The sequence below is a fragment of the Mesorhizobium sp. B2-8-9 genome, assembly GCF_006439475.1.
In the GTDB taxonomy this organism is placed as follows: domain Bacteria; phylum Pseudomonadota; class Alphaproteobacteria; order Rhizobiales; family Rhizobiaceae; genus Mesorhizobium.
On the sequence record NZ_VFTQ01000009.1, the window covers coordinates 99,475 to 124,779 of the forward strand.

The 25,305-nt window shown below is 62.7% G+C and carries 26 protein-coding genes; 10 read left to right on the forward strand and 16 right to left on the reverse strand.

Features of this window, described 5'->3' with window-relative positions; all coding sequences use genetic code 11:
- Window positions 1-411: 411 nt before the first annotated feature.
- Together FJ423_RS13725 and FJ423_RS13730 are read left to right on the forward strand one after the other, a co-directional pair.
- Window positions 412-2,949: an EAL domain-containing protein gene (locus tag FJ423_RS13725; protein ID WP_246680166.1), complete on the forward strand. Its 2,538-nt coding sequence runs from the start codon at window positions 412-414 to the stop codon at window positions 2,947-2,949.
- A gap of 190 nt (window positions 2,950-3,139) precedes the next feature.
- On the forward strand, window positions 3,140-4,135 hold the full coding sequence (locus FJ423_RS13730) for a transporter (RefSeq protein ID WP_140842451.1): 996 nt from the start codon (window positions 3,140-3,142) through the stop codon (window positions 4,133-4,135).
- A gap of 3 nt (window positions 4,136-4,138) precedes the next feature.
- Here FJ423_RS13730 and FJ423_RS13735 read toward each other — a convergent pair whose 3' ends face one another.
- The 9 genes from FJ423_RS13735 to cysS all read right to left on the reverse strand — a co-directional run bounded on the left by FJ423_RS13735 (window position 4,139) and on the right by cysS (window position 12,190).
- A complete protein-coding gene (locus FJ423_RS13735; protein ID WP_140842453.1) occupies window positions 4,139-4,825 on the reverse strand; it encodes a glutathione S-transferase in 687 nt (228 codons plus the stop codon).
- A gap of 62 nt (window positions 4,826-4,887) precedes the next feature.
- A complete protein-coding gene (rarD, locus tag FJ423_RS13740; RefSeq protein WP_140842455.1) occupies window positions 4,888-5,817 on the reverse strand; it encodes an EamA family transporter RarD in 930 nt (309 codons plus the stop codon).
- Between the two features lie 314 nt (window positions 5,818-6,131).
- Window positions 6,132-7,748: a citramalate synthase gene (gene cimA / locus FJ423_RS13745; protein WP_140842457.1), complete on the reverse strand. Its 1,617-nt coding sequence runs from the start codon at window positions 7,746-7,748 to the stop codon at window positions 6,132-6,134.
- A gap of 52 nt (window positions 7,749-7,800) precedes the next feature.
- Window positions 7,801-8,766: a prolyl aminopeptidase gene (gene pip, locus FJ423_RS13750; protein WP_246680164.1), complete on the reverse strand. Its 966-nt coding sequence runs from the start codon at window positions 8,764-8,766 to the stop codon at window positions 7,801-7,803.
- On the reverse strand, window positions 8,763-9,239 hold the full coding sequence (locus FJ423_RS13755; protein ID WP_095767181.1) for a GFA family protein: 477 nt from the start codon (window positions 9,237-9,239) through the stop codon (window positions 8,763-8,765). Before FJ423_RS13755 ends, pip begins: the two co-directional genes overlap by 4 nt.
- On the reverse strand, window positions 9,236-9,727 hold the full coding sequence (locus tag FJ423_RS13760; protein ID WP_140842459.1) for a GFA family protein: 492 nt from the start codon (window positions 9,725-9,727) through the stop codon (window positions 9,236-9,238). The genes FJ423_RS13755 and FJ423_RS13760 overlap by 4 nt, the downstream gene beginning before the upstream one ends.
- 21 nt (window positions 9,728-9,748) lie before the next feature.
- Complete coding sequence (locus FJ423_RS13765; RefSeq protein WP_140842461.1) at window positions 9,749-10,135, reverse strand: VOC family protein; 387 nt, start codon at window positions 10,133-10,135, stop codon at window positions 9,749-9,751.
- Window positions 10,132-10,530 (reverse strand): DUF559 domain-containing protein, encoded by a 399-nt coding sequence (locus tag FJ423_RS13770; protein ID WP_140842463.1) that lies wholly within the window; start codon window positions 10,528-10,530, stop codon window positions 10,132-10,134. Before FJ423_RS13770 ends, FJ423_RS13765 begins: the two co-directional genes overlap by 4 nt.
- 208 nt (window positions 10,531-10,738) lie before the next feature.
- Window positions 10,739-12,190 (reverse strand): cysteine--tRNA ligase, encoded by a 1,452-nt coding sequence (gene cysS, locus FJ423_RS13775; RefSeq protein WP_140842465.1) that lies wholly within the window; start codon window positions 12,188-12,190, stop codon window positions 10,739-10,741.
- A 394-nt stretch (window positions 12,191-12,584) separates the two neighbouring features.
- Between cysS and FJ423_RS13780 the strand changes: the two genes are divergently transcribed.
- Window positions 12,585-12,740, forward strand: a complete 156-nt coding sequence (locus FJ423_RS13780; protein ID WP_140842467.1) for a hypothetical protein — start codon at window positions 12,585-12,587, stop codon at window positions 12,738-12,740.
- Window positions 12,741-12,850: 110 nt separating this feature from the next.
- On the opposite strand, the gene FJ423_RS13785 is transcribed toward FJ423_RS13780, so the two are convergent.
- Window positions 12,851-13,612, reverse strand: a complete 762-nt coding sequence (locus FJ423_RS13785; RefSeq protein ID WP_140842469.1) for an SOS response-associated peptidase — start codon at window positions 13,610-13,612, stop codon at window positions 12,851-12,853.
- 116 nt (window positions 13,613-13,728) lie between these two features.
- On the opposite strand from FJ423_RS13785, the gene FJ423_RS13790 reads away from it, so the two are divergent.
- From FJ423_RS13790 to FJ423_RS13805, 4 genes are all read left to right on the forward strand, one after another.
- The gene (locus FJ423_RS13790; protein ID WP_140842471.1) at window positions 13,729-14,154 is read left to right on the forward strand and encodes an NUDIX hydrolase; all 426 of its coding nucleotides are present in this window, start codon (window positions 13,729-13,731) and stop codon (window positions 14,152-14,154) included.
- Window positions 14,155-14,225: 71 nt separating this feature from the next.
- A complete protein-coding gene (locus FJ423_RS13795) occupies window positions 14,226-14,603 on the forward strand; it encodes a TIGR02301 family protein (protein WP_140842597.1) in 378 nt (125 codons plus the stop codon).
- A gap of 353 nt (window positions 14,604-14,956) precedes the next feature.
- Complete coding sequence (locus FJ423_RS13800) at window positions 14,957-15,214, forward strand: hypothetical protein (RefSeq protein WP_040984202.1); 258 nt, start codon at window positions 14,957-14,959, stop codon at window positions 15,212-15,214.
- 124 nt (window positions 15,215-15,338) lie between these two features.
- Window positions 15,339-16,127, forward strand: a complete 789-nt coding sequence (locus FJ423_RS13805; protein WP_181174793.1) for a hypothetical protein — start codon at window positions 15,339-15,341, stop codon at window positions 16,125-16,127.
- A 122-nt stretch (window positions 16,128-16,249) separates the two neighbouring features.
- Here FJ423_RS13805 and FJ423_RS13810 read toward each other — a convergent pair whose 3' ends face one another.
- Both FJ423_RS13810 and FJ423_RS13815 read right to left on the reverse strand, forming a co-directional pair.
- Window positions 16,250-16,474 carry a hypothetical protein gene (locus FJ423_RS13810; RefSeq protein ID WP_140842599.1) on the reverse strand — a complete coding sequence of 75 codons (225 nt, stop codon included), beginning with the start codon at window positions 16,472-16,474 and terminating at the stop codon, window positions 16,250-16,252.
- Window positions 16,475-16,523: 49 nt separating this feature from the next.
- Window positions 16,524-17,855 carry a dihydroorotase gene (locus tag FJ423_RS13815; RefSeq protein ID WP_140842475.1) on the reverse strand — a complete coding sequence of 444 codons (1,332 nt, stop codon included), beginning with the start codon at window positions 17,853-17,855 and terminating at the stop codon, window positions 16,524-16,526.
- An 85-nt stretch (window positions 17,856-17,940) separates the two neighbouring features.
- On the opposite strand from FJ423_RS13815, the gene FJ423_RS13820 reads away from it, so the two are divergent.
- From FJ423_RS13820 to FJ423_RS13830, 3 genes are all read left to right on the forward strand, one after another.
- The gene (locus FJ423_RS13820; RefSeq protein WP_140842477.1) at window positions 17,941-18,804 is read left to right on the forward strand and encodes a folate-binding protein YgfZ; all 864 of its coding nucleotides are present in this window, start codon (window positions 17,941-17,943) and stop codon (window positions 18,802-18,804) included.
- Window positions 18,804-19,442, forward strand: a complete 639-nt coding sequence (locus FJ423_RS13825; RefSeq protein ID WP_140842479.1) for an HD family hydrolase — start codon at window positions 18,804-18,806, stop codon at window positions 19,440-19,442. The genes FJ423_RS13820 and FJ423_RS13825 overlap by 1 nt, the downstream gene beginning before the upstream one ends.
- A 66-nt stretch (window positions 19,443-19,508) precedes the next feature.
- Complete coding sequence (locus tag FJ423_RS13830; protein WP_140842481.1) at window positions 19,509-21,644, forward strand: EAL domain-containing protein; 2,136 nt, start codon at window positions 19,509-19,511, stop codon at window positions 21,642-21,644.
- A gap of 152 nt (window positions 21,645-21,796) precedes the next feature.
- On the opposite strand, the gene FJ423_RS13835 is transcribed toward FJ423_RS13830, so the two are convergent.
- The 4 genes from FJ423_RS13835 to FJ423_RS13850 form a co-directional block, all read right to left on the reverse strand.
- Window positions 21,797-22,687 (reverse strand): fatty acid desaturase family protein, encoded by an 891-nt coding sequence (locus FJ423_RS13835; protein WP_140842601.1) that lies wholly within the window; start codon window positions 22,685-22,687, stop codon window positions 21,797-21,799.
- A 238-nt stretch (window positions 22,688-22,925) separates the two neighbouring features.
- Window positions 22,926-23,915: a DMT family transporter gene (locus FJ423_RS13840; protein ID WP_181174794.1), complete on the reverse strand. Its 990-nt coding sequence runs from the start codon at window positions 23,913-23,915 to the stop codon at window positions 22,926-22,928.
- A 226-nt stretch (window positions 23,916-24,141) separates the two neighbouring features.
- Window positions 24,142-24,777: a hypothetical protein gene (locus FJ423_RS13845; protein ID WP_140842485.1), complete on the reverse strand. Its 636-nt coding sequence runs from the start codon at window positions 24,775-24,777 to the stop codon at window positions 24,142-24,144.
- Between the two features lie 111 nt (window positions 24,778-24,888).
- Window positions 24,889-25,161 carry a DUF3303 family protein gene (locus FJ423_RS13850; RefSeq protein ID WP_095766946.1) on the reverse strand — a complete coding sequence of 91 codons (273 nt, stop codon included), beginning with the start codon at window positions 25,159-25,161 and terminating at the stop codon, window positions 24,889-24,891.
- Between the last annotated feature and the right edge of the window lie 144 nt (window positions 25,162-25,305).

Consider the following 25,305-nt stretch of genomic DNA (forward strand, 5'->3'; position numbering starts at 1 on the left):
CTTCGGGTTGGTTGATGCGTGCCTTGGGAGGATGGCCTCGCTACAGCCAAGACCCGGAAGGCCCGGGCTTTATTCCCGAGGGCGGAAAGAATTCTTTTTGGAGGCAACGGAAGATCGCGATTTTTGCGCGATGAACGGCCCGGTTAGCCGGCGTTAATCATGGCTTGAGTTTGTTGGCTCAAGGCAAGCCTCCAGGCCGCGAATGGCGCAACTTGAGGCGGGCATGGAAGTTCTAATTTAAGCACTTTCCTTTAACTCCGATCGCTAACGCGTCGTCCTCCGATCGACGGAGCGTCGCCCAGGAAAGCTATTCGGGTTGAATTGACCGCGACAAATTTCAACATCGGTCGTATCAGGCAGGCCGTTTTCTCTTCCGCCAACGTGCCGGCGGCGATTGCCTTCGTCGTGCTCATGATCTGCGCGATCTTCGTCGACCAGCAGAACAAAACGGTTTCCGATCAACTCACGCGCGCCGACGTCCTCTACAAGGTCAACATCATCCGCGCCAAGCTGGAAGGAAACATCAACGGCAATCTCCAGCTGGTTCAGGGCCTCGTCTCGGCCATCGTCACCGAGCCCTATATGGGGCAGCAGAGATTTGCCTCCCTCGCTGCCAATCTCTTCAAGCAGAAATCGCAGCTGCGCAACATTGGCGGCGCGCCGGATCTCGTCATTTCGCTGATGTATCCGATGGAGGGCAACGAGAAGGCGATCGGGCTCGACTACCGCAAGAACGAGGCGCAACGCTTGGCGGCGCTTAGGGCGCGCGACCAGCGCATATCGGTGCTTGCGGGTCCCGTCGACCTCAGGCAGGGCGGGCGCGCCTTCATCGGCCGGATCCCTGTCTTCGTGCCGACCGCGGGGGGCGGCGATCGCTTCTGGGGCCTTGTCTCGGCGGCTATCGACATCGATCGGCTCTACGCCGCAAGCGGCCTCACCGATCCCGCTCTCGACATAGATGTGGCGCTTACCGGAAAGGATGCGCTTGGCGGTGGTGGCCAGCGCTTCTTCGGTGGCGCCGACATCGTCAAGAACAATCCGGTGACGGCAGAAGTGCAGCTGCCCTTCGGTTCCTGGCAGATATCGGCTATCCCCAAGGGCGGTTGGCCGACCGTGCCGAAGAACGAGCGGGTCTTGCAGGCGCTCATGGCGCTCGCCGCCGTGCTGGTGGTGCTGCCCATCCTGGTGGCCGGACGGCTGTTCGGCGAAAGGCAGAAAAACTATGCCGAATTGAGGCGCCTGTCCGGGAGGCTGGAACTGGCTCTGGAGGCTTCGGGCATCGGCGTGTGGGAGCAAGACCTCATCACCGACGAGCTGCTGTGGGACGATCGCGTCAATGAGATCTACAGCAAGCCCGCCGACGGGAAACCGCGCGGCTATGATGACTGGGCACTGGCGATCCACCCCGAGGATATCGCGCGGGCACAGCGCGAGTTCGACCTTGCCGTGGCTGCAAAAGGTCCCTACTCGTCGCAGTATCGACTGCTTCGCCCAGACGGCACCGTCCGCCATGTGCGCGCGCGTGCAAGCTACTTCCAGGACAGCGACGGCACGCCGAAGATGGTCGGGGCCGAATGGGACGTGACCAGCGACGTTCTGCTCAACGAGAATCTGGTGCGTGAACGGCAATTGTCGGAATCGAAGAATGCCGAACTCAAGACCGCCAAGGCGCGCATCGAGCATGTTGCGCTGCACGATTCATTAACAGGCCTGCCCAATCGCCGTTACCTCGACGAGATGCTGGCCAATTCGCCCGAGGATCGCACTGCGCTGCTGCATCTCGACCTCGACCGCTTCAAGCACATCAACGACACGCTCGGCCATGCGGCGGGCGACGCCATGCTCATGCATGCCTCGAAGGTCATCAAAGCCAACGTCCGGGTAGGCGACTTCGTGGCGCGCATCGGCGGAGACGAGTTCGTTGTGGTGTGCCAGGGGCGCGATGACAATGAACTCGCCGCGCTAGCGGACCGTATCATCGAAGAAATGCGCCAGCCCGTCGACTATAAAGGCCACCAATGCCGGTTCGGAGTCAGCATCGGGATTGCCGCGCTTAGCGGCGTCGATGCAAAGCAGCTGCTGGTCAACGCCGATCTCGCGCTCTATCGAGCCAAGAGCCGCGGTCGCAATCGTTCTGAGTTCTTCAACGAAGAGCTGCAGAGCGAGATCGTCAGGACCAAGCAGACCGCGGACGAGATCCTGGGCGGGCTGGAGCGCAACGAATTCATCGCTTACTATCAACCACAGTTCGATGCGAAGACCCTCGAGATCGTGGGCGTCGAGGCGCTGGCTCGCTGGCGCCATCCACGACGCGGCATCCTCGCCCCCGACATCTTCCTCAAAGTGGCCGAGGAATTGAATGTGGTCTCGCTGATCGACCGCACGATCCTCGAACAAACGCTGCAGAATTTCCAGCGCTGGTCGCGCGACGGTCTCAACATCCCGCGCTTTTCCGTCAACGTCTCGGCACGAAGGCTGGAGGACAAAGACCTGATCAACGGCCTGCGCAAGCTGCCGATCAAGGAGGGAACCGTCTCATTCGAGCTCGTGGAATCGATTTTCCTGGACGAAAATGACGAGCTTGTCGCCTGGAACATCGAGCACATCAAGGAACTCGGGATCGACATCGAGATCGACGATTTCGGCACGGGCCATGCATCCGTCGTCAGCCTGCTCAAACTGCAACCGAGCCGTCTCAAGATCGACCGGCAGCTCGTCACGCCGATAACCGGCTCGGCGGCGCAGCGGCGGCTGGTGTCGTCAATCATCGAGATCGGCAAATCGCTCGGCATCGGCGTCGTGGCGGAAGGCGTCGAGACGATGGAACATGCGCGCATCCTGAAGGACCTCGGCTGCGACATCCTGCAAGGCTACGCATTCGGGCGCCCGATGGACGCAAAATCCTTCAGGACCTTCGCCATATCGCGCAAATGGCTGGCCACGGCATAGCGGACGATGCGAGCCGCCGTTGACAGCACCGCCGCCGGCCGCGCGGGTTGTCCAGCAACGATAGGACAGCCTTGTCGAGAGTGACAGCAGCTCTAGTCATCGAACTGTCACACCAGGCGGCAACCTCCATGGTAGGTTTGCCGTGGCCGCCCCCGCGACCCCGACCGCATCAAGAGCCGGCGAACCCGCCATGAACATCGCCCTCTCCGCCGAAGGGACCGACCTCTCGCCCTATTTGCCGGACGAGCACGGGCTGTTCTTCGTCTACCATTTCAAGGCCGACGGTAGCCGCACCAAGGATCCCGCCGAGGCGCATTGGAGCTGGCGCAGCTACCAGATCACCGACATGCGCGCCCGCCAGGAGATCGGCGCCGAGCAGGCCCTGCCGGCGCCGGTGCGCGATGCCTTCCTGTCACCCAGCCATGGCTGCCAGATCGATTTCGAGGACGACTTCCTCTATGGCGACCTGCCCGACCTCAGGCACGATTTCGCCGAGGCGCGCGGGCTCACGCATTTCCGCTTCGCCTTCAACGACAGGATGCTGATCGGCGCCCGCAAGCAGCCGCTGGAATCGGTCGACAAGATCCGCAAGCTGGTGGAGAGCGGCACGCGAAAATTCCGCTCGCCGGCCGAGCTGATCGAGGCGGTGATGGGCCAGTCGCTCGACGGCATGGCGGCCGAGCTCGACAAGATGGGCGACACGCTCGACGGCATCGAGGACCGCATCGTGTGCGATGCATGGCACAATGAGCGCCAGGCGCTGGTCGACGCGCGCCGGCAGCTGGTGCTGATCCACCGGCAGATGGCGACGCTCACCAGTCTCTTTCGCCATCTCGACCATTCGCATCGCAACGAACTGCCCGATCCCATCAACGACATGGCGACCCGGCTTTCGCACCGGGCGCACACGCTGCATCACGACGGCGAGCAACTGCAGGCGCGCACGCGCCTGTTGCAGGACGAGCTGATGGCCAAGCTGACCGAGCAGTCGAACCAGCTGCTCTACATTCTCTCCGTCATGACGGCGGTGCTGTTGCCGATGACCATCATCTCCGGGCTGTTCGGCATGAATGTCGGCGGATTGCCGCTGGTCGGCACGCCGCTGGGATTCTGGGTGGTGACGGCGATCTCGGTCGTGATCGCCGGCATCATCTATATGTTCGTGCGACGGCTGGGGCGGGTCTGACGCTCAAGCTGTCGCCCGCAGATCCTCAACGATGACGCCGGCGGCCTGGACTTCGGCTTCGTGGCCGGTCTCGCGCCATGTCTCGGCAAGTCCGGCCGCGTACCATTCGCGCATGGCCGGCAGGTCGAGCAGCCGCCGCGGATAGTTAGCCGCTTCGCCTTCGAAAGTCAGGCCATAGGACTGCGCCCTGAATGCAATCGGAGCAAAGAAGGCATCGACGGCACCAAAACGGTCGCCGGCCAGGAAAGGTCCGCCGAAACGCGCAAGGCCGTCGTTCCACAAATCTCCCATACGGAAGATATCGTGCTTCAGCGCGCCGGACATGGGCGAAAGCTCGACGCGCACGCCGCAGCTCATCGGGCAGTCATTGCGCATCGCGGCGAAGCTCGAATGCATCTCGGCGGCGGCCGAGCGCGCCCAGGCGCGCGCCTTCGCCTCCGCCGGCCAGACGCCCTGATGGCGTTCGGCCAGATATTCGACGATCGAGAGCGAATCCCAGACCGCCCAGCCGTCATCGACCAGGCAGGGCACCCGGCCGTTAGGCGAGAATTGTCGGTAGAGATCGAAACTCGATCCGCTCGGGAACGGCGTCAGCCGCTCCTCGAAGGGAATGTCGAGGACGCGCATCAGCAGCCATGGCCGCAGCGACCAGGACGAATAGTTCTTGTTGCCGATATGCAGAACGTACATCAGTCCCCTGCCCTGTTTGATGCAACCCTAGACGGAAAACTGTCTCGAACTTTCCCTGGAAGCTACTTTATCGCGGGCTCCGGCTGGCGGACCTCGCGGCCCATGAACATCGACCATGAATACATCGCCAGCGCCGTCCAGATCAGCGCGAAGGCTATGGCCTGGGTGGTGCCGAACGGTTCATCGAAGATCAGCACGGCGATCAGGAAGACCATGGTCGGCGCGATATATTGCATGATGCCGATGGTGGACAGGCGCAGCAGCCTGGCGCCGAAGGCAAACAGCAGCAACGGCACTGCGGTGACCGGACCGCAGCCGATCAGCAAGGCCGCGTCGGCACCCGTGCTGGAGATGAAATGATCCTGGCCGGTGGCGATCAGGTAGACGATGTAGCAGAGCGCCGGCACCGACAGCAAAAGCACTTCGAGCAGGAAGCCCTGGCTCGGGCCGATCGGCAGCGTCTTGCGGAAAAAACCGTAGGCGGCAAAGGAGAAGGCGAGCGCCAGCGATACCCATGGCAATTTGCCGGCCTCGACTGTGAGCACCGTCACCGCGATCATGGCGAGCGCCACCGCGGCGATCTGCAACTTGTCGAGCCGCTCGCCGAGCAGCACGGCGCCGACGACGACGCTGACCAGCGGGTTGATGTAATAGCCGAGCGCCGTCTCGACGGTGCGGTCGACCGCGATCGCCCAGACATAGATGCCCCAGTTGATCGAGATCAGCACTGCTGTCAGCGCCGCCATGGCAAGGCTTTTCGGCGAGCGGATCGCCGCCTTGAAGTCGGCGGTGCGGCCGGCCCAGATGAGCACCGCCGCGGCGATTGGCACCGACCAGACGACGCGGTTGGCGATCACCTCGGCAAGCGGCAGATGCGCCACCGCCTTCATGTAGAACGGCAAGAGCCCCCAAAGGAAATAGGCGCCAAGCGCCAGGAGGAAGCCGCGGCGGGCCTTGGCATCCTGATCGAGATCGGCTGTCGCAGTGACCATGGCCTAACGCTATGGCCCAGCGGAGCGCCCAAGACCATCACAAAATTATGATGGATCAACGGAGTTTTGGTGATGGTTCAAACGGGCTGCGCAAGTTCCTCGCCCCACGGAGTGGGGAGAGGTGGCCCGGCGAAGCCGGGACGGAGAGGGGTCAGCGCCGCGGCTGACAATCACCGCTTCGGGTAAGCATTCTGGTGACCAACCTCGCGCCCTCTCTTGCATCGACTCTGGCTTCGCGAAGGTCGCCCCCTCTCCGTCCCGGCTGCGCCGGGACACCTCTCCCCCACGTTGTGGGGGCGAGGAAGGGCGGCGGCCTACTCCGCCGCCACCAGTCCCGCCATCTCGCGGTTCTTCATCAACTTGTAGACGATCGAATCCATCAGCGCCTGGAAGGAGGCGTCGATGATGTTTTCCGACACGCCGACCGTCCACCAGCGGGCTCCAGTGGAATCGTGCGATTCGACGAGAACGCGGGTGATGGCCTCGGTGCCGCCGTTAAGGATACGCACCTTGAAGTCGGCGAGCTCCAGGTCGACGATCTCGCTCTGGTACTTGCCTAAATCCTTGCGCAGCGCGATGTCGAGCGCGTTGACCGGGCCGTGGCCTTCGGCCACCGACATCTTCTCCTCGCCGTCGACCTCGACCTTCACGATCGCCTCGGAGACGGTCTTCAGATTGCCGTTGGCATCGAAGCGGCGCTCGACCATGCAACGGAAAGAGGTGACGTTGAAGAACTCCGGCAGGCCGTGCAGCATCTTGCGGGCAAGCAGCTCGAAGGAGGCGTCGGCGCCCTCATAGGCATAGCCCTCAGCCTCGCGCTCCTTGACCACTGCAATCAGCGCGTCGAGCCGGTGATCGTCCTTCGGCACGTCGATGCCGCGCCGCTTCAATTCGGCGAGGAAATTAGCCTTGCCGCCCTGGTCGGAGACCATGACGCGACGGCGGTTGCCGACGGCTTCCGGCGGCACATGCTCATAGGTCGCCGGCTCCTTGGCCAAAGCCGAGGCATGGATGCCGGCCTTGGTGGCGAAGGCGGAGGAGCCGACATAGGGCGCCTGGGCTTCCGGCGCGCGGTTGAGCAATTCGTCGAAGGCGCGGGAGAGCCTGGAGATTCCGGTCAACGCCTCGGCCGAAATGCCGGTTTCGAAACGATCGGCGAAGGCGGGCTTCAGCGAAAGCGTCGGGATGATGGAGATGAGATTGGCGTTGCCGCAGCGCTCGCCGATGCCGTTCAGCGTGCCCTGGATCTGACGCACGCCGGCTTCGACGGCGGCGAGGGAATTCGCCACCGCCTGGCCGGTGTCGTCATGGGCATGGATGCCGAGATGATCGCCCGGGATGCCGCCGGCGATGACCTTTTCGACGATGGCACGTACTTCCGAAGGCTGCGTGCCGCCATTGGTGTCGCACAGTACCACCCAGCGTGCGCCGGCATCGTAGGCGGTTTTGGCGCAGGCCAGCGCGTAATCGGGATTGGCCTTGAAGCCGTCGAAGAAATGCTCGCAGTCGACCATGGCCTCCTTGGCCGAAGCGACCGCCGCCTCGACCGAGGCCTTGATCGATTCCAGATTCTCCTCGTTGGTGCAGCCGAGCGCGACGCGCACATGATAGTCCCAGCTCTTGGCAACGAAGCAGATGGCATCCGACTTCGACTGCACCAGCGCCGCCAGCCCCGGGTCGTTGGAAGCCGAGACCCCCGGCCGCTTCGTCATGCCGAAGGCGACGAATTTCGCGCTCTCAGTGCGTTTCTTCTGGAAAAACGTCGTGTCGGTCGGGTTGGCGCCCGGATAGCCGCCCTCGACATAGTCGATGCCGAAGTCGTCGAGCAGCTTGGCGATCGCGATCTTGTCCTCGACGGAAAAGTCGATGCCTGGCGTCTGCTGGCCGTCGCGAAGAGTCGTGTCGAAGAGGTAAAGGCGTTGCTTGGTCATGGCTGTAGCTCGAAAGGCTGCGATCCTTCGCCGTGGAGAGCGACGTGCATCACTATTTCCCCGCGAACCGATCGGTCGCCCGGATCAGCCGGTCCAGTATCCCGGGCTCCGAATAGGCGTGGCCTGCCCCCTCGATGAGGTGGAAATCAGCCTTCGGCCAGGCCTTGTGCAGCGCCCAGGCATATTTCGCCGGGCACGGCATGTCATAGCGGCCGTGGACGATGGTGCCGGGGATGTCCTTCAGCTTCCAGGCGTCGCGCAGCAGCTGCCCCTCCTCCAGCCAGCCGGCATGGACGAAATAATGGTTCTCGATACGGGCGAAGGCGATCGCGTAGTCGTCCTGGGCGAACGGGTCGCTGGTCTCGGGCTCGGGAAGCAGCGTGATCGTCTCGCCTTCCCAGATGCTCCAGGCACGGGCGGCCTCAACTTGAGCCTTGCGGTCGGAGCCGACCAGCCGCTTGCGATAGGCGGCCATCATGTCGCCGCGCTCGGCCTCGGGGATCGGCGCCAGGAAGCGCTCCCATTTGTCAGGGAACATCTCGGAAACGCCGAACTGATAATACCATTCGAGCTCGGCGCGGGTCAGCGTGTAGATGCCGCGCACGACGAGCTCGCTGACACGCTCGGGATGCGTCTCGGCATAGGCGAGCGCCAGCGTCGAACCCCAGGAGCCGCCGAACACCAACCATTTGTCGAAGCCGGCCATCTCGCGCAGGCGCTCGATATCGGCGACGAGGTGCCAGGTGGTGTTCGCCTCCAGCGAGGCGTTGGGTGTCGACTTGCCGCAACCGCGCTGGTCGAACAGGATGACGTCATAGAGTTTCGGGTCGAACAGGCGTCGGTGTTTCGGCGAGATGGTGCCGCCCGGGCCGCCATGCAGGAACACGGCGGGTTTGGCGCCCTTGGTGCCGCAGCGCTCCCAATAGACGGTGTGGCCGTCGCCGACGTCGAGCATGCCGGAATCGAACGGCTCGATCTCGGGGTAGAGCGTACGCAAGGAACCGCTGTGGATCATCATAGTTTCAAGCCCTGCTGCGGCCAGTTGGCCGTCTCGTGGTCGGGATGCTGGAAGGAGATGATCTGCTCCTGCCGCCGATAGAAGTCGGGGTCGTCAAGGATCGGCGCCTCGAAGATCTTTTCCACCCAGGGCAGGCGAACCGCGTAATTCACCTGGATCTGCGGCGCGAGGTCGGAGCGGTCGTCGAAAGCGCCGATGGCGATCTCCAGCGAGCCGGGCTGGCGATAGGTCAGCGGCGTGCCGCAGCGGGCGCAGAAGCCGCGGTCGATGTTGACCGAGGACTGAAAGTAGCTCGGCTCCTCATGGGTCCACTCGACGCCGTCCTTCGGCACCGTCACCAGCGCGCCGAAGAAATTGCCGAACTGTTTCTGGCACATGCGGCAATGGCAGATGGACGGGCGCCCGAGCTTGCCGTGGACGCGGAAACGTACGGCGCCGCACTGGCAGCCGCCTGTTCGAACTTGATCGGTCATGGTCTTTCCTCCGGCGGCCATTGGTCGGTGTCGTGATCGGGATGCTGATAGGAGACGAGCCCGGCCAGGTAAGGCGCGGACGCGATATCGGCCATCGTGTCCTCGGACGGCAGTTTGGGGATGGCGTCGACATAGGGAAGCTTTGCTTCGATGCCCCACTGGATGGTGGGCGCGATGCCGGTCGGATCATCGAAGGCGGCGATCGCCAGTGCTGTGCCATCCGGTGCCTCGAAAGTCAGCGGCGTTCCGCATTCGGCGCAGAAGCCGCGCCAGACGGCGTTGGACGAGCGGAAGCGCTTCGGCTCGCCGCGCGTCCAGTCGAGCGTGGCGCCGCGCACCGAGACCAGCGGCAGATAGAAATTGCCGCTCGCCTTCTGGCACATGCGGCAGTGGCAGACAGAAGCGTCGCCCAGCGCGCCCTCGACGCGGAAGCGCACGGCGCCGCACTGGCAGCCGCCTGTATAGACCGGCCGGTTGTCGAGGCTCATCGCTCACTCCTGGTCATGGGCTTACTCCGCATCATGGCAGACCGCCTCGACATTGTTGCCATCGGGATCGAAGACAAAGGCGCCGTAATAGTTGAGGTGGTAGTGCGGCCTCAGGCCCGGCCCACCATTGTCCTTGCCACCAGCGGCAAGCGCTGCTGCATGGAAAGCGTCGACCTCGGCGCGGCTGCGTGCGGTGAAGGCGACATGCTGAGTGGATTTGGGCTTGTCCCTGCTATCGCTCAGCCAGAACACCGGCCGGTCGCGGCCATAACCGCCAACCTTGGCGCCGCCGGTATATTCTTCCGGCACCATGTAAAGCAGCGAAGCCCCCAGCGGCGCCATCGCCTTGTCGTAGAAGGACTTGGACTTTTCGAAGTCGGATACATTGACGCCGAGATGATCGATCACGGGACGAGCTCCTCCGTTTGTGGCGCGGGCGCATCGGCTAGGCCGGCCACGATGACGATGTGCTTGCAGGCATTGTCGATATCGCGGATCACGTCGTCGTTCCAGAAGCGCAGGATGGTCCAGCCTAAAGCTTCGAGCTTCGCGGTTCGTGCAGTATCGGACGCCGACACTTCAGCAAGAGCGTGCTGAGAGCCATCGATCTCGACGATCAGCTTTTTGTCGGGGCAAGCAAAGTCGACGATGTATCCTGCGATAGGCATTTGGCGTCGGAATGACAGGCCCATGAGCCTATGTGCCCTGATCTCGTTCCAGAGCTTCAGTTCCGCATCTGTCATTTGCTTGCGCATCTTGCGCGCATTGCCGCGATGGGCGGGAGATACCCGATGATGGGTCATCGCGAGGCCCCCCTCTCTGTCCTGCCGGACATCTCCCCCTCAAGGGGGGAGATTGAATGTCGCCTAGCCTTTCGCCAATCGCCAACGTTGGAGATGGGACGCTGTCGCCGAAGCTGCTGATCTCCCCCCTTGAGGGGGAGATGTCCGGCAGGACAGAGGGGGGCGCCTCGCGCCATCCTCTCCAATTTCAGGTCGCGAGCACCCAGCATCACCGCTTGATCTCCCAGGTCGTCACTCGCTCGCCCGTCGCGGGGTCCTTGCCGTCCTTCAACTGCACGCCCTGCGCCAGAAGCTCGTCGCGGATGCGATCAGCCTCGGCCCAATTCTTGGCGGCGATGAATTCCAAGCGCTTGGCGATCGCCTTGGCGATCGCTTCCTCGTCCACCTTGGCCGCGCCCGTATCGAAGCCGAGGAAGGCCAGCGCAGTCTTCAGCGAAGCGGCGGCAGTATTCTCATTGGCACCGGTGTGCTCGACCGCCTCGCCGGCGAGCTGCGTCAGCCGCTGGAAGGCGGTGTAGGTGGCGAGGTCGTCCGACAGCGCTTCCACCACCTCGGCCGGCAATTCTTTTGCCGCAATAGGCGCGAGGTCGGCGGCGCGCTTCCATTTGCGCAGCGTGTTTTCCGCCTCCTCAAGCTTGCGCACGGAGAAGTCGATCGGCTCGCGGTAATGTGTCATCAGCATCGCCAGCCTGAGCACCTCGCCCGGCCATGCGCGGCCGCCGAAAGTGTCGGTCTCCAGCAGCTCATGGATCGAGAAGAAATTGCCGAGGCTCTTCGACATCTTCTGGCCTTCGACCTGCAGGAAGCCATTGTGCATCCAGACATTGGCCATGATCTTGGTGCCGTGGGCGCAGCGCGACTGGGCAATCTCGTTCTCGTGGTGCGGGAAGATCAGGTCTAGCCCGCCGCCATGGATGTCGAAGACCTCGCCAAGATAGGCGGCCGACATGGCCGAGCATTCGATGTGCCAGCCGGGCCGGCCCCTGCCCCACGGGCTCTCCCAGCCGGGCTCTTCCGGGCTCGACAGTTTCCACAGCACGAAATCGCCGGGGTTCTTCTTGTGCGCGTCGACAGCGATGCGCGCGCCCGCCTGCTGCTCGTCGAGATTGCGCTTCGAGAGCTCGCCATAGTCCGGCATCGAGGCGGTGTCGAACAGCACCTCGCCGCCGGCGACGTAGGCGTGGCCGCGTTCGATCAGTTGCGCAATCAGCGAGAGCATGTCGGCCTTACCGTCGGCACGCGGCGCGACAAACTCGGTGGCGCGCGGCTCGTAGGTGGGCTCAAGGCAACCGAGTGCGGCGACATCCTTGTGGTACTGATCGGCGGTCTTTTCGGTGACCTTGCGGATCGCATCGTTCAGCGAGAGCTTTCCGGCCGCGATGTCGTCGCCGAAGTCGCGCAGCGCCCTGGCATTTATCTTGTCGTCGACATCCGTGATGTTGCGCACATACGTGACGTGGCTTTCGCCGTAGAGATGGCGCAACAGACGGAAGAGCACGTCGAAGACGATCGCCGGACGCGCATTGCCGATATGGGCAAAGTCGTAGACGGTCGGGCCGCAGACATACATGCGCACGTTGTGCGGATCGATCGGAACGAAAAGTTCCTTCGCCCGCGTCAGCGTGTTGTAGAGGCTGAGGCCCTTCGATGCGTCCGACATGCGGTCCCGGTCCTTAATTTGGGTTCCCTGGAACCAGCTCTGCGCCGTTGGCGCAAATCAGGCTCCAGCCTGCTGGCCGGGGCGTTTTTTCCGATCTGGGGAAAGATGAGGCGAAAACGTCCGGACCAGCGCGAGGCTAGCCAATAATGCAAATGCCACAAATGGCGAAAGACGTTTTCATGGGCGGCTTTATCGCGCCGGCGGGTGTTGCCGTCAAGTCGCTCCGCTCAGGAAACATGTCGTTGGGTCACAGGTAAAGACAGGCCGAAACATTTTATTAAACATGTCGGCACAGTGATGAAACATTCGCCGACTAGACCGCCAGAAGTCACGATTTGGTCGGAATCAGCCGACAAACGCTGAACACGAAACCGTTACCAGGAGGGAGAGAATCATGGCTCGCACCAAGCAGGAACAGGACCGACAAACGCAGTCGGCTCTCGCCAGCCACTACCGCGCGATCGGCCCGGCGGCCATCGTCGCAGCGCTTCTTCGCACCGCGAAGAAGAAGAAGCCGACGCAGAAGATCGTCTCGCCGCGCGCCGCCTGACAAGAACGACCGGCACGGTTCCCAACCATGGGGACGCCGGCGATGAGGGCGCAAACAAGCGCCCTGGAGATGAAGGCCCCAAAGCAGCCTATCAAGGCGAGCAGCCTTTGCTAAAAGAGCGTCATCTGGTTTTCGTCCGCGCCGGGCTTCTGGCGCCTGGGCTTTTCGGCCTGTGGCGAAATGATGCCGCGCTCCTGGATCTCCGGCCCGGTGTTGGCGACCTTGTTGACCAGGTCTGAAACCGGAATCGCCTCGAAGAAATCGGGCTCGGCGGGCTTCAGCAGATCGAGCACGTCGCGCGGCTCCTGCGTGCGGCAATCGAGCCAGCGGGCGAAGTCGCACTCCTCGATCACCACGGGCATGCGGTCGTGGATATGGGCGATGCCGGCATTGGCCTCGGTCGTGATGATCGCACCGGTGTCCATCTCGGAACCGCCAGGTTCGGAGTAAGTCTCGATCAGGCCCGCGAAGGCAATCACCCCACCTCGCTTCGGCCGGATCCAGTAAGGCTGGCCCTTCTTGCCGCCCGACTGCTGCCATTCGTAAAAGCCGGAGGCCGGCACCAGAGCACGGCGGTGGCGCATGGCGGTTTTGAACGAAGCCTTTTGCAGCACGCCTTCGGAGCGGGCGTTGATGAGCAGCGGAAACGCCTTGGTGTTCTCGACCCAGGCAGGAATCAGGCCCCAGCGCACCAGCATCGCCTGACGATCCGGCAGGTTCGAGCCCGGCTCCCGCCGCGGCCCGGCAAGCGCCATAAGCACCGGCTGCGTTGGCGCGATGTTGTAGCGCGCCGGAAATTCCTCCAGCTCGGCCAGGCCGAGCAAGGCGGCGGTCTGGTCCGGCGTCGCGGTCAGGGCAAAGCGTCCGCACATGGATCGGGCTCGTCAGTTGATGTGCCATGAAAGTGGCGATGGAACCGCCACGCCGCAACGGCTAAAGCTGGATTCGCCCAATCGGTCCACAAAAGGCTGCAGAAAGATCGGCACGCATGGAACAGCGCAAGATCATACCGGCCGTTTCCGTCGCCGTCGTGCGCGGCGGCACCGTGCTTCTGGTCAAGCGCGCGCGAGCACCGTCGCAAGGGCTCTATGCCTATCCCGGCGGCAAGGTCGAGCCGGGCGAGACGCTTGCGCAAGCCGCGGCGCGCGAGTTGCAGGAAGAGACCGGGCTCGAGGCGACAGGCTACCGCCCGCTGCGCGACATCCATATCGACGGCCATGCTGAAAACCACGCTGTCGACTACCTGCTGACTGTGTTCGGCGCTGCCTATGCCGGCGGCGAGCCCGTTGCCAGCGACGATGCCGAGACCGCTGCGTTCTACACGCTGGCGGAAATGGCAGGAATGCCGCTGGCGGGCGACGTGTTCTCGGTCGCCGAGGAATTGCTTGGGTCAGCGCAAGGCACAAGGCGGTGAGCATCCAGAATGGCCTTGCGGGCGACGAAATGTTTCGCCACAAAGCCCTGCCCTTTCACCGCAAGGCTTTGATGACCCGCGCTCCCGCTTTTCTCGCCGCGTGCCTCGCCGTCAGCATGACCGTCGCAGCGTCCCCGGCGCCCGCCGCCGAGGCGCCTTTCGAGCCCGGGCTGATGCGGCTGGCGGAAGTGCTGGGATCGCTGCACTTCCTGCGCAACCTCTGCGGCGAGAAGGGCGACAAGTGGCGGGGCGAGATGGAAAAGCTGCTCGAATCGGAAAATCCCGATCCTGACCGGCGCGCCCGTTTCATCGCCTCGTTCAACCGCGGCTACCGCTCCTTCAGCGGCACCTACACGCGATGCACGCCTTCGGCGACCGAGGCCATCGCGCGCTACATGAAGGAAGGCGAGACGCTGTCGCGCGACATCGCTTCCCGCTACGGGAATTGAGACCGGCTCGACCGCTGCGCGTTTTGCCCAGATTTGTTGCGGGCAATCGGCGCCAATGTGACCTGCCTTATTGTGTCCTGTCTCGCTCTGGTGCAATCATGTGTTGCACTTGCGCAACAGTGTTAATGAAACGTTAGCGCGCAGTTGTGGAATTAACTCAAACTGAAGGTTTCGATGCCCCAAGCCGGTCTAATCGGCTAAGCTCGGCATCAATTGAGGGCAGTCTCGCCCGGAATGTGGATTTCGACCGTAAAAATGTCGTATTTACAAAGACTTAATTGAGACTGCGGACGAACTGACAGACCAAGCCGGATCCCTCGTCGGATCGACGCTTGTAGAAAGTGGATATCGCAATGGAACATGGTGTCAGCGACATCGACGCTTTGGTCAGGGAAGAAAAGCGGCTGACTGCCGTGGAGAGCCACAGCGAAGCGTGGGCCGAGGGCCTGTCGGCCGGCATCGAACCGGAAATCATCGCCGAAGCGGCGCTGGAGACCGCTTTCGGCGAGATGTTGCGCGCCAATGGCGAGACCTCGGCGCTTGCCCTGCTCGACCGCATGCGGGAAAAAGTGATTGCCGGCGCGTTCGAGCCGGAACGGCTGAAGCACTAGCCACCTGTTTTGACAGCGACTTTTTGATAGTGACTTTTGACGCGCCGTTTGGGCATCATGTCCATGCGCTCGGACATTCAATGTGCCGGCCGGGCCGAGCCCGGGAACCATGGAGAGGCAAGCGGTGAGATTTTCGATGTCAGGTCGGCCGCGTGGGCTGGCCCTCAGCATCCTGATCGCCGCCTCCTGCCTGGCGCTGCCTCTGTGCCTCACCAGCACGCCTTCCTACGCGCTGAGCGAGATTCAGCGCGAGGACGTGCCTTCGCCGGTCACCCCGCCCGCCAATAGCGACAGCCCCGCGCCCGGCGCTGCCGTGCCGATGCCGGAGCCGCCCGGCACCAAGCCCGCGGACGGCCAGCCGGCCGACGACACCGACAAGTCGGAGCCGGAGACGCCGCCCGCCAATGGCGGCATCACCAGCCCGCGCGCAGACCCTGACGCGCCACCGCCCGCGGTCGTCTACGACCTCAACACGCTTCCCGAACCAGTCAAGCGCATGCACGGGCTCCTCATCGAGGCCTGCCGGACCGGCGACATCGAGAAGCTGAGGCCGCTGATCGGCAAGGGCGAGGCGATGACCCAATTGTCGCTGGGCGACATCGATGGGGACCCGGTCACCTTCCTCAAGAGCCTTTCGGGGGACGGCGACGGCCAGGAAATCCTCGCCATCCTGGAAGAGGTGCTTTCGGCCGGCTACGTCCATGTCGACACCGGTACGCCGCAGGAACTCTATGTCTGGCCGTATTTCTTCGCGCTGCCGCTCGACAAGCTCGATGCCAGGCAGCGCGTCGAATTGTTCAAGCTGGTCACCGCCAGCGACTATGACGACATGAAGCAGTTCGGCGCCTACATCTTCTACCGCGTCGGCATCACCCCGACGGGACAGTGGCTGTTCTTCGTCGCCGGGGATTGAATTTCGCCCTTACTCGGTAAGGCTGGCGGGACAGCGCCCCCCTCTGTCCTGCCGGACAGAGGGGGGCGCGAAGAAACACGACCATAGCGGATCGTCCTATTGCCGAGGATTGTTGCGATGGCTCAGGCAGTGGTCAGAAGGATGCCGTGACCGAATTCGTCGGCCAATTTCATGATAAGCCGCTTCTCACGCGCCGTAAGGCGCTTTTGGTCGACAAAGCGCCAGTTGCGTTCGTAAAGCGCAAAGGCCTCTTTCGCGGGAATAGGGCGCGCGACATCGCGGTTCCAGGCGAGCGCCTGGAGCTCAGGAAACTCCGCAGGAATGATCGGCGCAATATTCGCGGTCATAGCCCACCCAAGACAATGCAGAGCGCTTAACAAATCCAATGTCGGGGGATCAGGCCGGCAGCGCCTCGGAGAACTCCACCGCCCTGCCCTGGCCGGGTGTCGCGATCTCGCCTTCCCACATGACGCGCACGCCGCGCACGATGGTGCCGACCGGCCAGCCGGTGACCTCTTTGCCGTCATAGGGTGTCCATCCGGCCCTGGAGCCGGCCTGCGCGTTGGTGATGGTCTCGCGCCGCTTCATGTCGACGATCGTGAAATCGGCATCGTAGCCGGCGGCGATGCGGCCTTTCCTGGCCAAGCCGAAAATGCGCTGCGGACCATGGCTGGAAAGGTCGACAAAGCGCTGCAGGCTGAGCCGGCCGGCATTGACGTGGTCGAGCATGATCGGCACCAGCGTCTGCACGCCGGTCATGCCGGACGGCGAGGCCGGATAGGGCTTCGCCTTCTCGGCCAGCGTGTGCGGCGCGTGGTCGGAGCCAAGGACATCGACGATGCCCTGCGAAATGCCGTGCCAGACGCCTTCACGATGGCGTGGCGCCCGCACCGGCGGGTTCATCTGGATGAGCGTGCCAAGCCGCGCATAGTCGTCGGCGCTCAGCGTCAGATGATGCGGCGTGGCCTCGCAGGTCGCGACATCCTTGTACTGCTCGAGGAAGACGATCTCCTCGGCCGTCGATATGTGCAGCACATGGATGCGCGCACGCGTCTGCCTGGCGATGCGCACCAGCCGCTCCGTGCAACGCAGCGCCGCGATCTCGTCGCGCCAGACGGGATGCGACGACGGATCGCCGTCGACGCGCTCGCCGAGCCGTTCGCGCAGGCGGAACTCGTCCTCCGAGTGGAAGGCGGAGCGGCGGCGGGTGTTGCGCAGGATCGAGGCGACGCCTTCGTCGTCCTCGACCAGAAGGTCGCCGGTGGACGAGCCCATGAACACTTTTATGCCGGCCGCGCCCGGTAGCCGTTCCAGTTCGCCGACATCACGAGCATTGTCGCGCGTCCCGCCGACCCAGAAGGCGAAGTCGCAATGCATGCGGCCGGTAGCGCGGCGCACCTTGTCGGCAAGTGCTGCCTCGCTGGTGGTCAGCGGATTGGTGTTGGGCATTTCGAAGACGGCGGTGACGCCGCCCAGCACCGCGGCGCGGGAGCCGGTTTCCAGATCCTCCTTGTGCTCCAGCCCCGGTTCGCGAAAATGCACCTGGCTGTCGACGACGCCCGGCAGGATGTGCAAGCCGGTGCAGTCAATGGTTTCGCCGGCCGAAGCCTGGCCGAGATCGCCGATCCGCGCGATGCGTCCGGCCTTCACGCCGATGTCGCGCCATCCCTCGCCGTCATGGTTGACCACCGTGCCGCCTGTCAGGATGAGGTCGAAGGTGGTTGCCATGGGCAGGTCCAATCTCTTGCGGGGGGAGTGTGGCCGGCTTACGTAATGACCGGACGTTTTGCAAGATCAGGCCGATTTCACGCTCATGCCCTTTGCCCAAATCAAAGACCGCGCGCTCGTTTCCGTGTCGGGCCCCGATGCCGAGCATTTTTTGCAGAACATCCTCACCACCGATCTCGACGCCCTTGGCCGGGGCCAGGCAAAACCTGGCGCGCTGCTTTCGCCGCAGGGCAAGATCCTGTTCGATTTCCTGGTCTCGCGCGCCGGCGACGATGGCTTCCAACTGGAATGCCGGGCCGACATCGCCGACGACTTCGTGCGCAGGCTGATGCTTTACCGGCTAAGGGCAAAGGCCGAGATCGCCAAGCAGGATCAGGTGCTTGTCACAGTCGCATGGGGTGATGATTCAACCGCCTCACGTTCTGATTCAACAGCGCTCTCCGACACGCGGTTTCAAGATATCACGGTTACGCGCACTTATGGCGGCGAGGCGCAGGACGGCAGCGACCCGAATGGCTGGCTGAACATGCGCATCGGCAACGGCATTGCCGAAAGCGGCAGCGACTACCAGCTTGGCGATGCCTTCCCGCATGACGTTCTGCTCGACGAGACGGGCGGCGTCGGTTTCAAGAAGGGCTGCTATATCGGCCAGGAAGTGGTCTCGCGCATGCAGCATCGCGGCACCGCGCGGCGCCGTGTGCTGATCGCTTCGGCCGATAGCCCCCTGCCCGCCGCCGGGACCGAGCTCACCGTGGCCGGCCGACTGGTGGGCACGCTCGGGTCTGTCGGCCACCGGACCGGTCTCGCCATTGCCCGCATCGACCGCGTCAAGGCGGCGCTGGATGCCGGCGAGGCGATCACGGCGGGCGAGATTCCGGTAAGGCTCGCCATTCCCGCCTGGGTGAAGTACACCTTCCCTGAAGGTGCGGTCAGCGCGGAGGAGGCCTGATGGCGGCCGACCGGGCCGGCGCGCCGCCGCGCGCCTGGCAACGCATGCTGTCCGGACGGCGGCTCGACCTGCTCGATCCCTCGCCGCTGGACATCGAGATCGCCGATATCGCGCACGGGCTCGCCCGCGTCGCGCGCTGGAACGGCCAGACCAGAGGCGACCATGCCTTCTCGGTGGCGCAGCATTCGCTGCTGGTCGAAGCTCTCTACGGTGAACTGGCGCCTGCCGCCCCGGCCGAGGCGCGGCTCGCAGCGCTGCTGCATGATGCGCCGGAATATGTCATCGGCGACATGATCTCGCCGTTCAAATCGGTGATGGGCGGTTCCTACAAGGATTGCGAGCTGCGCCTGCAGCGCGCGATCCATCTGCGTTTCTCGCTGCCGGCGGAACTCGCCGCCTCCTTGCGCAACGACATCAAGCGCGCCGACCAGATCGCCGCCTATTACGAGGCGACGCTACTGGCCGGCTTTTCGACCGCTGAGGCGACCGAGTATTTCGGCCGGCCGCGCGGCTTCTCCGCCGATAGCTTCGACTTCACACCAAAATCCGTGACCTGGGCGCAAACAGCTTTTCTCAGGCGTTTCAAGACGCTGGAAACCAGGCGCCAGTCTTCGCGCGCGGTCAATTCCACCCCTTAATAGAACGCTAAATTAACCGGCGAGCAGGACAGTATTTGCGTTCGGTCACGATCCGAAGGCGTGCTCATGCCCGGCGCACATGTCAAGACTGGTTCGTTCGCCGGCAAGCGAAGAGCGGCCGGTGTTGGCCCGGTGCGACGAATAGCCGAAGAACTTCGCGCGCAGAACGAGCGCTTCGCGGCGGCTGTCGAGAATATGTCGCATGGCCTGTGCATGTTCGACGCCGATGAGCGGATGATTATCTGCAACCGCAACTACATCGACCTTTTCCGCCTCGACGCCAAGGTGATGAAGCCCGGCATCCGCTTCTTCGACATCCTCCAGCACAGCGTCGATATCGGCATCGCCTCGCAAAGCGCCGAGGAGCTCTATGCCGTCCGCAAGCCCTATATCGACGGCGCGAAGCCCTCGACCTATGAGGAGGCTCTGGCGGATGGGCGCATCATCGTCATCTCGCACCGGCCGCTGGCTTCCGGCGGCTGGGTCTCGATCTACGAGGACGTGACCGTGCAACGGCGCGCCGAAAAGGAGCTGAAGGAGCAGCACCGCCGCTTCGACGCTGCCTTAGCCAACATGTCGCAAGGCCTGCTGATGTATGACGCCGGCGGCAAGATGATCGTGCGCAATCAGCGTTTTCTGGAGCTCTACAACGTAGCCGCGGCGGATTTCCCGTTCGGCACGACGCACCGGGACGCGCTCAAACGACTGCTGGAGCTCGGCATCTACACAAAGATCGATGTCGACAGCGAAGTCGCCAAGACCGAAGCTTGCCTGCGGGCGGGGCAGATGCATTCGACTTACCGGTATCTTGCCGACGGCAGGACATTTCTGGTTGTCCGTCAGCCGATGAGCGGCGGTGGCTGGGTGGTGACCTTCGACGACGTCACCGAGCGCCGGCGCACCGAAGAGCGTATGACGCATCTTGCGCATCACGACACGCTGACCAACCTGCCCAACCGGTCGATGTTTCGCGAAAAGCTGGACCAGGCGCTTGGCGAGGCAAAGCCGCTGGCAATCCTGTCGCTCGACCTCGACCGCTTCAAGGCCGTTAACGACACGTTCGGCCACCCGGCCGGCGACTGGCTGCTGAAATGCGTCGCCAAGCGGCTACAGCAGGCCGTGCGCAGCAGCAAGGACGTGGTGGCGCGCTTCGGCGGCGACGAATTCGCCATCATCCAGTCGGGCATCAAGAGCGTCGCCGACGCCGAAAAGCTCGCCAAGCGCATTGTCGAGATCGTCGGCAAGCCTTATCGCGACAAGGGGCGAGAGATGCATGTTGGCGTGAGCCTCGGCATCGCGCTCTATCCCGGCGACGGACACGACGCCGACACGCTGCTCACCAACGCCGACATGGCGCTCTACCGGGGCAAGAGCGAAGGGCGCAACGTCTACCGCTTCTTCGAGCAGGGCATGGATGCGCTGATGCGGGAGCGCCGGGCGCTCGAGGCCGATCTCGAGGCAGCGCTGTCCAGGCGCGAATTCGAACTCGACTTCCAGCCGATCCTCGACATCGGCTCCGGCAAAATTGTCGGCGCGGAAGCCCTGATGCGCTGGCGCTCGCGGTCGCGCGGCCTGGTATCGCCGGAAAACTTCATCGCCGCCGCCGAGGAAACCGGACTGATCGTGCAGCTCGGCGATTGGGCGTTGCGCAAGGCTTGCAACGTGGCGGCGAACTGGCCGCCGGACATGCGCATGGCCGTCAATGTCTCGGCCGCGCAGATCAAGAGCGGCGGCTTCGCTCGCAGCGTGATCTCGGCGCTTGCCTTTTCCGGCCTGCCGGCCAATCGGCTGGAGCTCGAAATCACCGAGACGGTGATGATGGACGAAAGCGACGCGGTGCTGAAGGCGCTGAGCCAGTTGCGCGGTCTCGGCGTGCGCATCGCGCTCGACGATTTCGGCACTGGCTATTCCTCGCTTGGCTACCTTCGGCGCTTCCCCGTCGACAAGATCAAGATCGACCGCTCCTTCATCCGCGATCTCGACAAGCGCGACACGGCGGCGATCGTGCGCGCGGTGATCAGGCTCGGCGCCGAGCTCGGCATCACCGTCACCGCCGAAGGGGTCGAGACCGAAGCGCAGCTCGATATGCTTCGCAAAGCCGGTTGCGGCGAGGCGCAAGGCTTTCTGATCGGCGTGCCGGCCAAGGCGTCCGACATTGCCAGGCTGCTGCGCTCGCAGGCGCAGCTGCGCCAATCAGGCTGACTTCTCCTACTTGGACGTGTTGAGATTCAGGTCAGGCCGTGCCGGAAATGACGGATTCCGAGAACCGGAGCGGAGCGTACTGAAGTACGTGAGCACCGGAAGCGCAGGAAGCTGGCATTTGCAGGCCGGCATCACCTGAATATCGACACGCGCTAGCGCAGTGCCTCTATGTATTTCTCGTGGAAAGAGACATAGCCTGGCTCGACCACCTTGAGGTGCCGCTCGATCAGGCGGTGAAATTCCGGCAGCTGGTGGAACGGCACGCCGGGATAGGCGTGGTGTTCGGCATGGTAAGGCATGTTCCAGGCGAGCTTGCGCACCAGCCAGTTGGTCAGCGTCGTGCGCGTGTTTTCCAGCATGTTGGCGACAAAGGGACAGCGGCCGTGCTCGGCCAACAGATAGAGCCTGAGGAACGGCTGGCCGAGCAGTGCCGGCACGATCCAGACATAGAGCAGCACCGAGGCCCTGAACCAGACCGCAAGCGCCAGCAGGACGACATAGAAGGCGATCATCGCCCGTGCCTCGGCCTTCACCTTCGGCAAGCCCTTCGGCGGCACGTAGGTGTCGCGGCAGCGCCCAATTGCATTGGTGTAGAGCGTCTTGACATGCCCCCACCACACCGGCAGGCCGGAGACGTGGATGATGTATTGCCGCACCGTTTCGGGCTTCGGGAAAGCCAGCTCCGGATCGTTTTCGGGATCCTGGGTGAAGCGGTGATGGGCGAAGTGGAAGTAGCGGAACCAGACGGCCGGCAGCGCGAGCGCCAGGCTGCAAAAGCGCGCGACGGTATCGTTCAACCACTGCGTTTCGAACGCCGTCCTGTGCACCGTTTCATGCAGCAGCGTGAACAGGAACACGATCAGGATGCCCTGCGGCAGCATCAGGACCGGCCAGAAACGCACCTTGGCCGCGATCAGCGCGCCCAGGAGGATGATCGCGCCGAGATGGAGCGCCAACTGAACAAGGGCCGGCCCATCCGATTTGCCAGTCAGCCGGCTGCGCTCCTCATTCGTCAGCGAGGCTATCACGGAGCGATGGTCGATGGCTGCGTCGTGGTCGATTGCGTTCATGAGATCACGATACCCAGAAACAAACCTCTCGAAAAACGAGGATTTCTGCGAAGAGGTAAACTAATCCTATCTTTCGGATTGTCATGGCCGCCCTTCTCTCCTTGCGCGGACTTCAAGCCTTCGAAGCGGCGGCGCGGACAGGCAGCTTTGCGGCCGCGGCGTTGGTGCCGCGAGGTAATTGCGCAGAATGGCTACTTGTAGGGCTGGGCGGTTATGTCACGATGTCTGACTTTTGGGCGCCAGACATAACGTCACCACTTTCTGTCCTCACTGCGCGTTTGCGGCGTAGCACCAGCAATCCTGCTACTACAATTAAGACCATGCCCGAAATAGAGGCCGCGCTGGGTGCTATCCCGAAGAACAAAATGTCCCAAAGCGTGACAAATACCAAATAGCTGTACTCGAATGTTGAAACGACGGCAGGCGGCGCAGTCTGGTAGGCCCCTCCCAGCAACATTCCGTTGATAATCGCAAATCCGGCAAGCAGTGTCAGGACAAGCCAATCGTTCAGACCGACTTTTGACCAGGCGCCAAAAATGTACGGATAGGCGTCCGCAAATGTGCCTTGCGGTTGGAGCCAAAGCATCGACAAGCTGACAACTGCCCCGGCCAGCAACATGACGATATTCTGTGACAGCGATAGAGCTGCAAGGGGGACGTTCTGGCACCTCGCCCGTGTCGTGATATGCGCCAGAGCGTAGGATGCAGCCCCGACAATTGGAAGCAATGCCCATGGAGAGAAAGCGTCAGTTCCCGGCTGCAGCAAAACCACGACACCCGCAAATCCGAGGCAAACCCCCAGCCATCCCAGCGGTCCGACCGGTTCTCTAATCGCATATGCGGACAGCAACGTTATAAAAATGGGAGCTATGTAGTTGGCTGCTCCGACGGTCGATAAGCTTAAGAATGGAAGCGCCCCATAGAAAGCCAACAAGCTGGCCGTAATAAACATAGAACGCAGAAGCGGCCACTTACCCAAGGCGGCTTCCAGGATGCCCCGCTGTGCGCCGCTCACCCAGCAGGCTGCGAAGAGCATCGGGATAACCAAAACGCCACGCAAGCAAAATATTTGCCAAAGGGTCAGCTCGCCGCTGAAGAGCTTGAAAACGACGTCCTGGATGGAGATTGCAAGGGCCGCTGCGATAATCAGCGAAATACCACGCGCGATGTTTTGTGGCCGGAGTCCAACGACAGCTGTCAATTTTCCCCCTCTGCTGAAGTCATTCGCCTCCAGCAAATTGCCGAATGGATGCGGTTTTGGTTATGCCTTGTATACTGAGCTCATAATTAAGTATCGTTAAATTATGGAGCGCGTACCGGTCCACGGAATCGAAGTCTTTCTGGCTGTCGTGCACGAAGGGTCAATGTGCAGCTGCAGATGCGCTCGGTGTGCGCGCGGTCGGATCGCCGGCGCTTGGCGCCGCAGCTCAGCGCCGTCTTTGACCGAATTGGCCAGGGGCACGACGCGCCGGCTCGGGTATGATTGCCTGCCGAGCCGGTTCGGCACGCGGTCCGTGGGCAAATCCACCCGGCACGAACCCAAGCACTATTATTGCGGCGATGAAGCTGTATTGCAGGATGTCAAAGGCCGGCGGCGGAAGACTGCCGGGAAGAACTGAAATTGCAAGCTTCGGCGCAAGAACGCCGAACCCTACCGCGGCCGGCCAACCAATGTCGCGCACGCGGGCGAATACCATCCAAATGATCGCGACGATGGTGGCAAAGCCCATCGCCACAAGGATGGAGATATAGACCGTGCCGATGGCGGAGCTCTTTGCCTCCATAGCGAGCCCTCTGGCGACCATGCCGGAAGCAAGTTGCTCGGCGGATTTCGGCTTATCGTGCATCCCATAGTCCGGCGTCCTCAGTTCCTCGACAAAGGACTTTTGGCTCAGGGCCATACTGTTGCCGTCAGCCGCATAGATCTGCCTTTGAATGTTCTCTTTGGTCCCGACCAGAAAATGCTGGATAGGGTCCTTGGCAAAATCAAACCCGATCAAGAAGACCAAAAGAACGAGGTAAAGAATTTGGCCGCAATTGCCCGATTGAAACAGCCTGATCATCTTTTTAGAGCCTCTGGGCAATCCACAATATAGGCGGAATAGCAAGCCGGGCTTAAGACGCAGTTAGGCAGTTCTGCGCAAATTGAAGAAACGGCGGGCTAGGATATTCGCTTAGAGATGCCCGGCCAGCGCCGCAACCATGTCCTTGCTCGTCGCTACCGGAACGATCTCGAACTCGACGAGGTCGTTCCACTCGATGGCCCAGCGCTGCAGGATCGTGACGTCGTCGGCCTCCACCAGCAGGAAGCAGCGGCTCATGTCGGCCGCGATCCAGGAGTGGTGGACAACGAGCTCGTCAGGCTTCAGCCGGCCCTTGTCGCGAAAGCGGCGATAGATCTCCTTGCGGTCCGCGCCATGAAAGTCCTCGATCACTAGGAACAGCATTTGTTTCCCTCGGTTTGAGTGATTGCGACTTGGGGAATTGAGGAACTGGGGAACTGATGAACTGAGGAGATCAGGAAACGAGGAGCTGAGAAAGCGAGGACGGATGGTTCCGCCAGACACTCCATTCTTCAATCCTTCAATTCT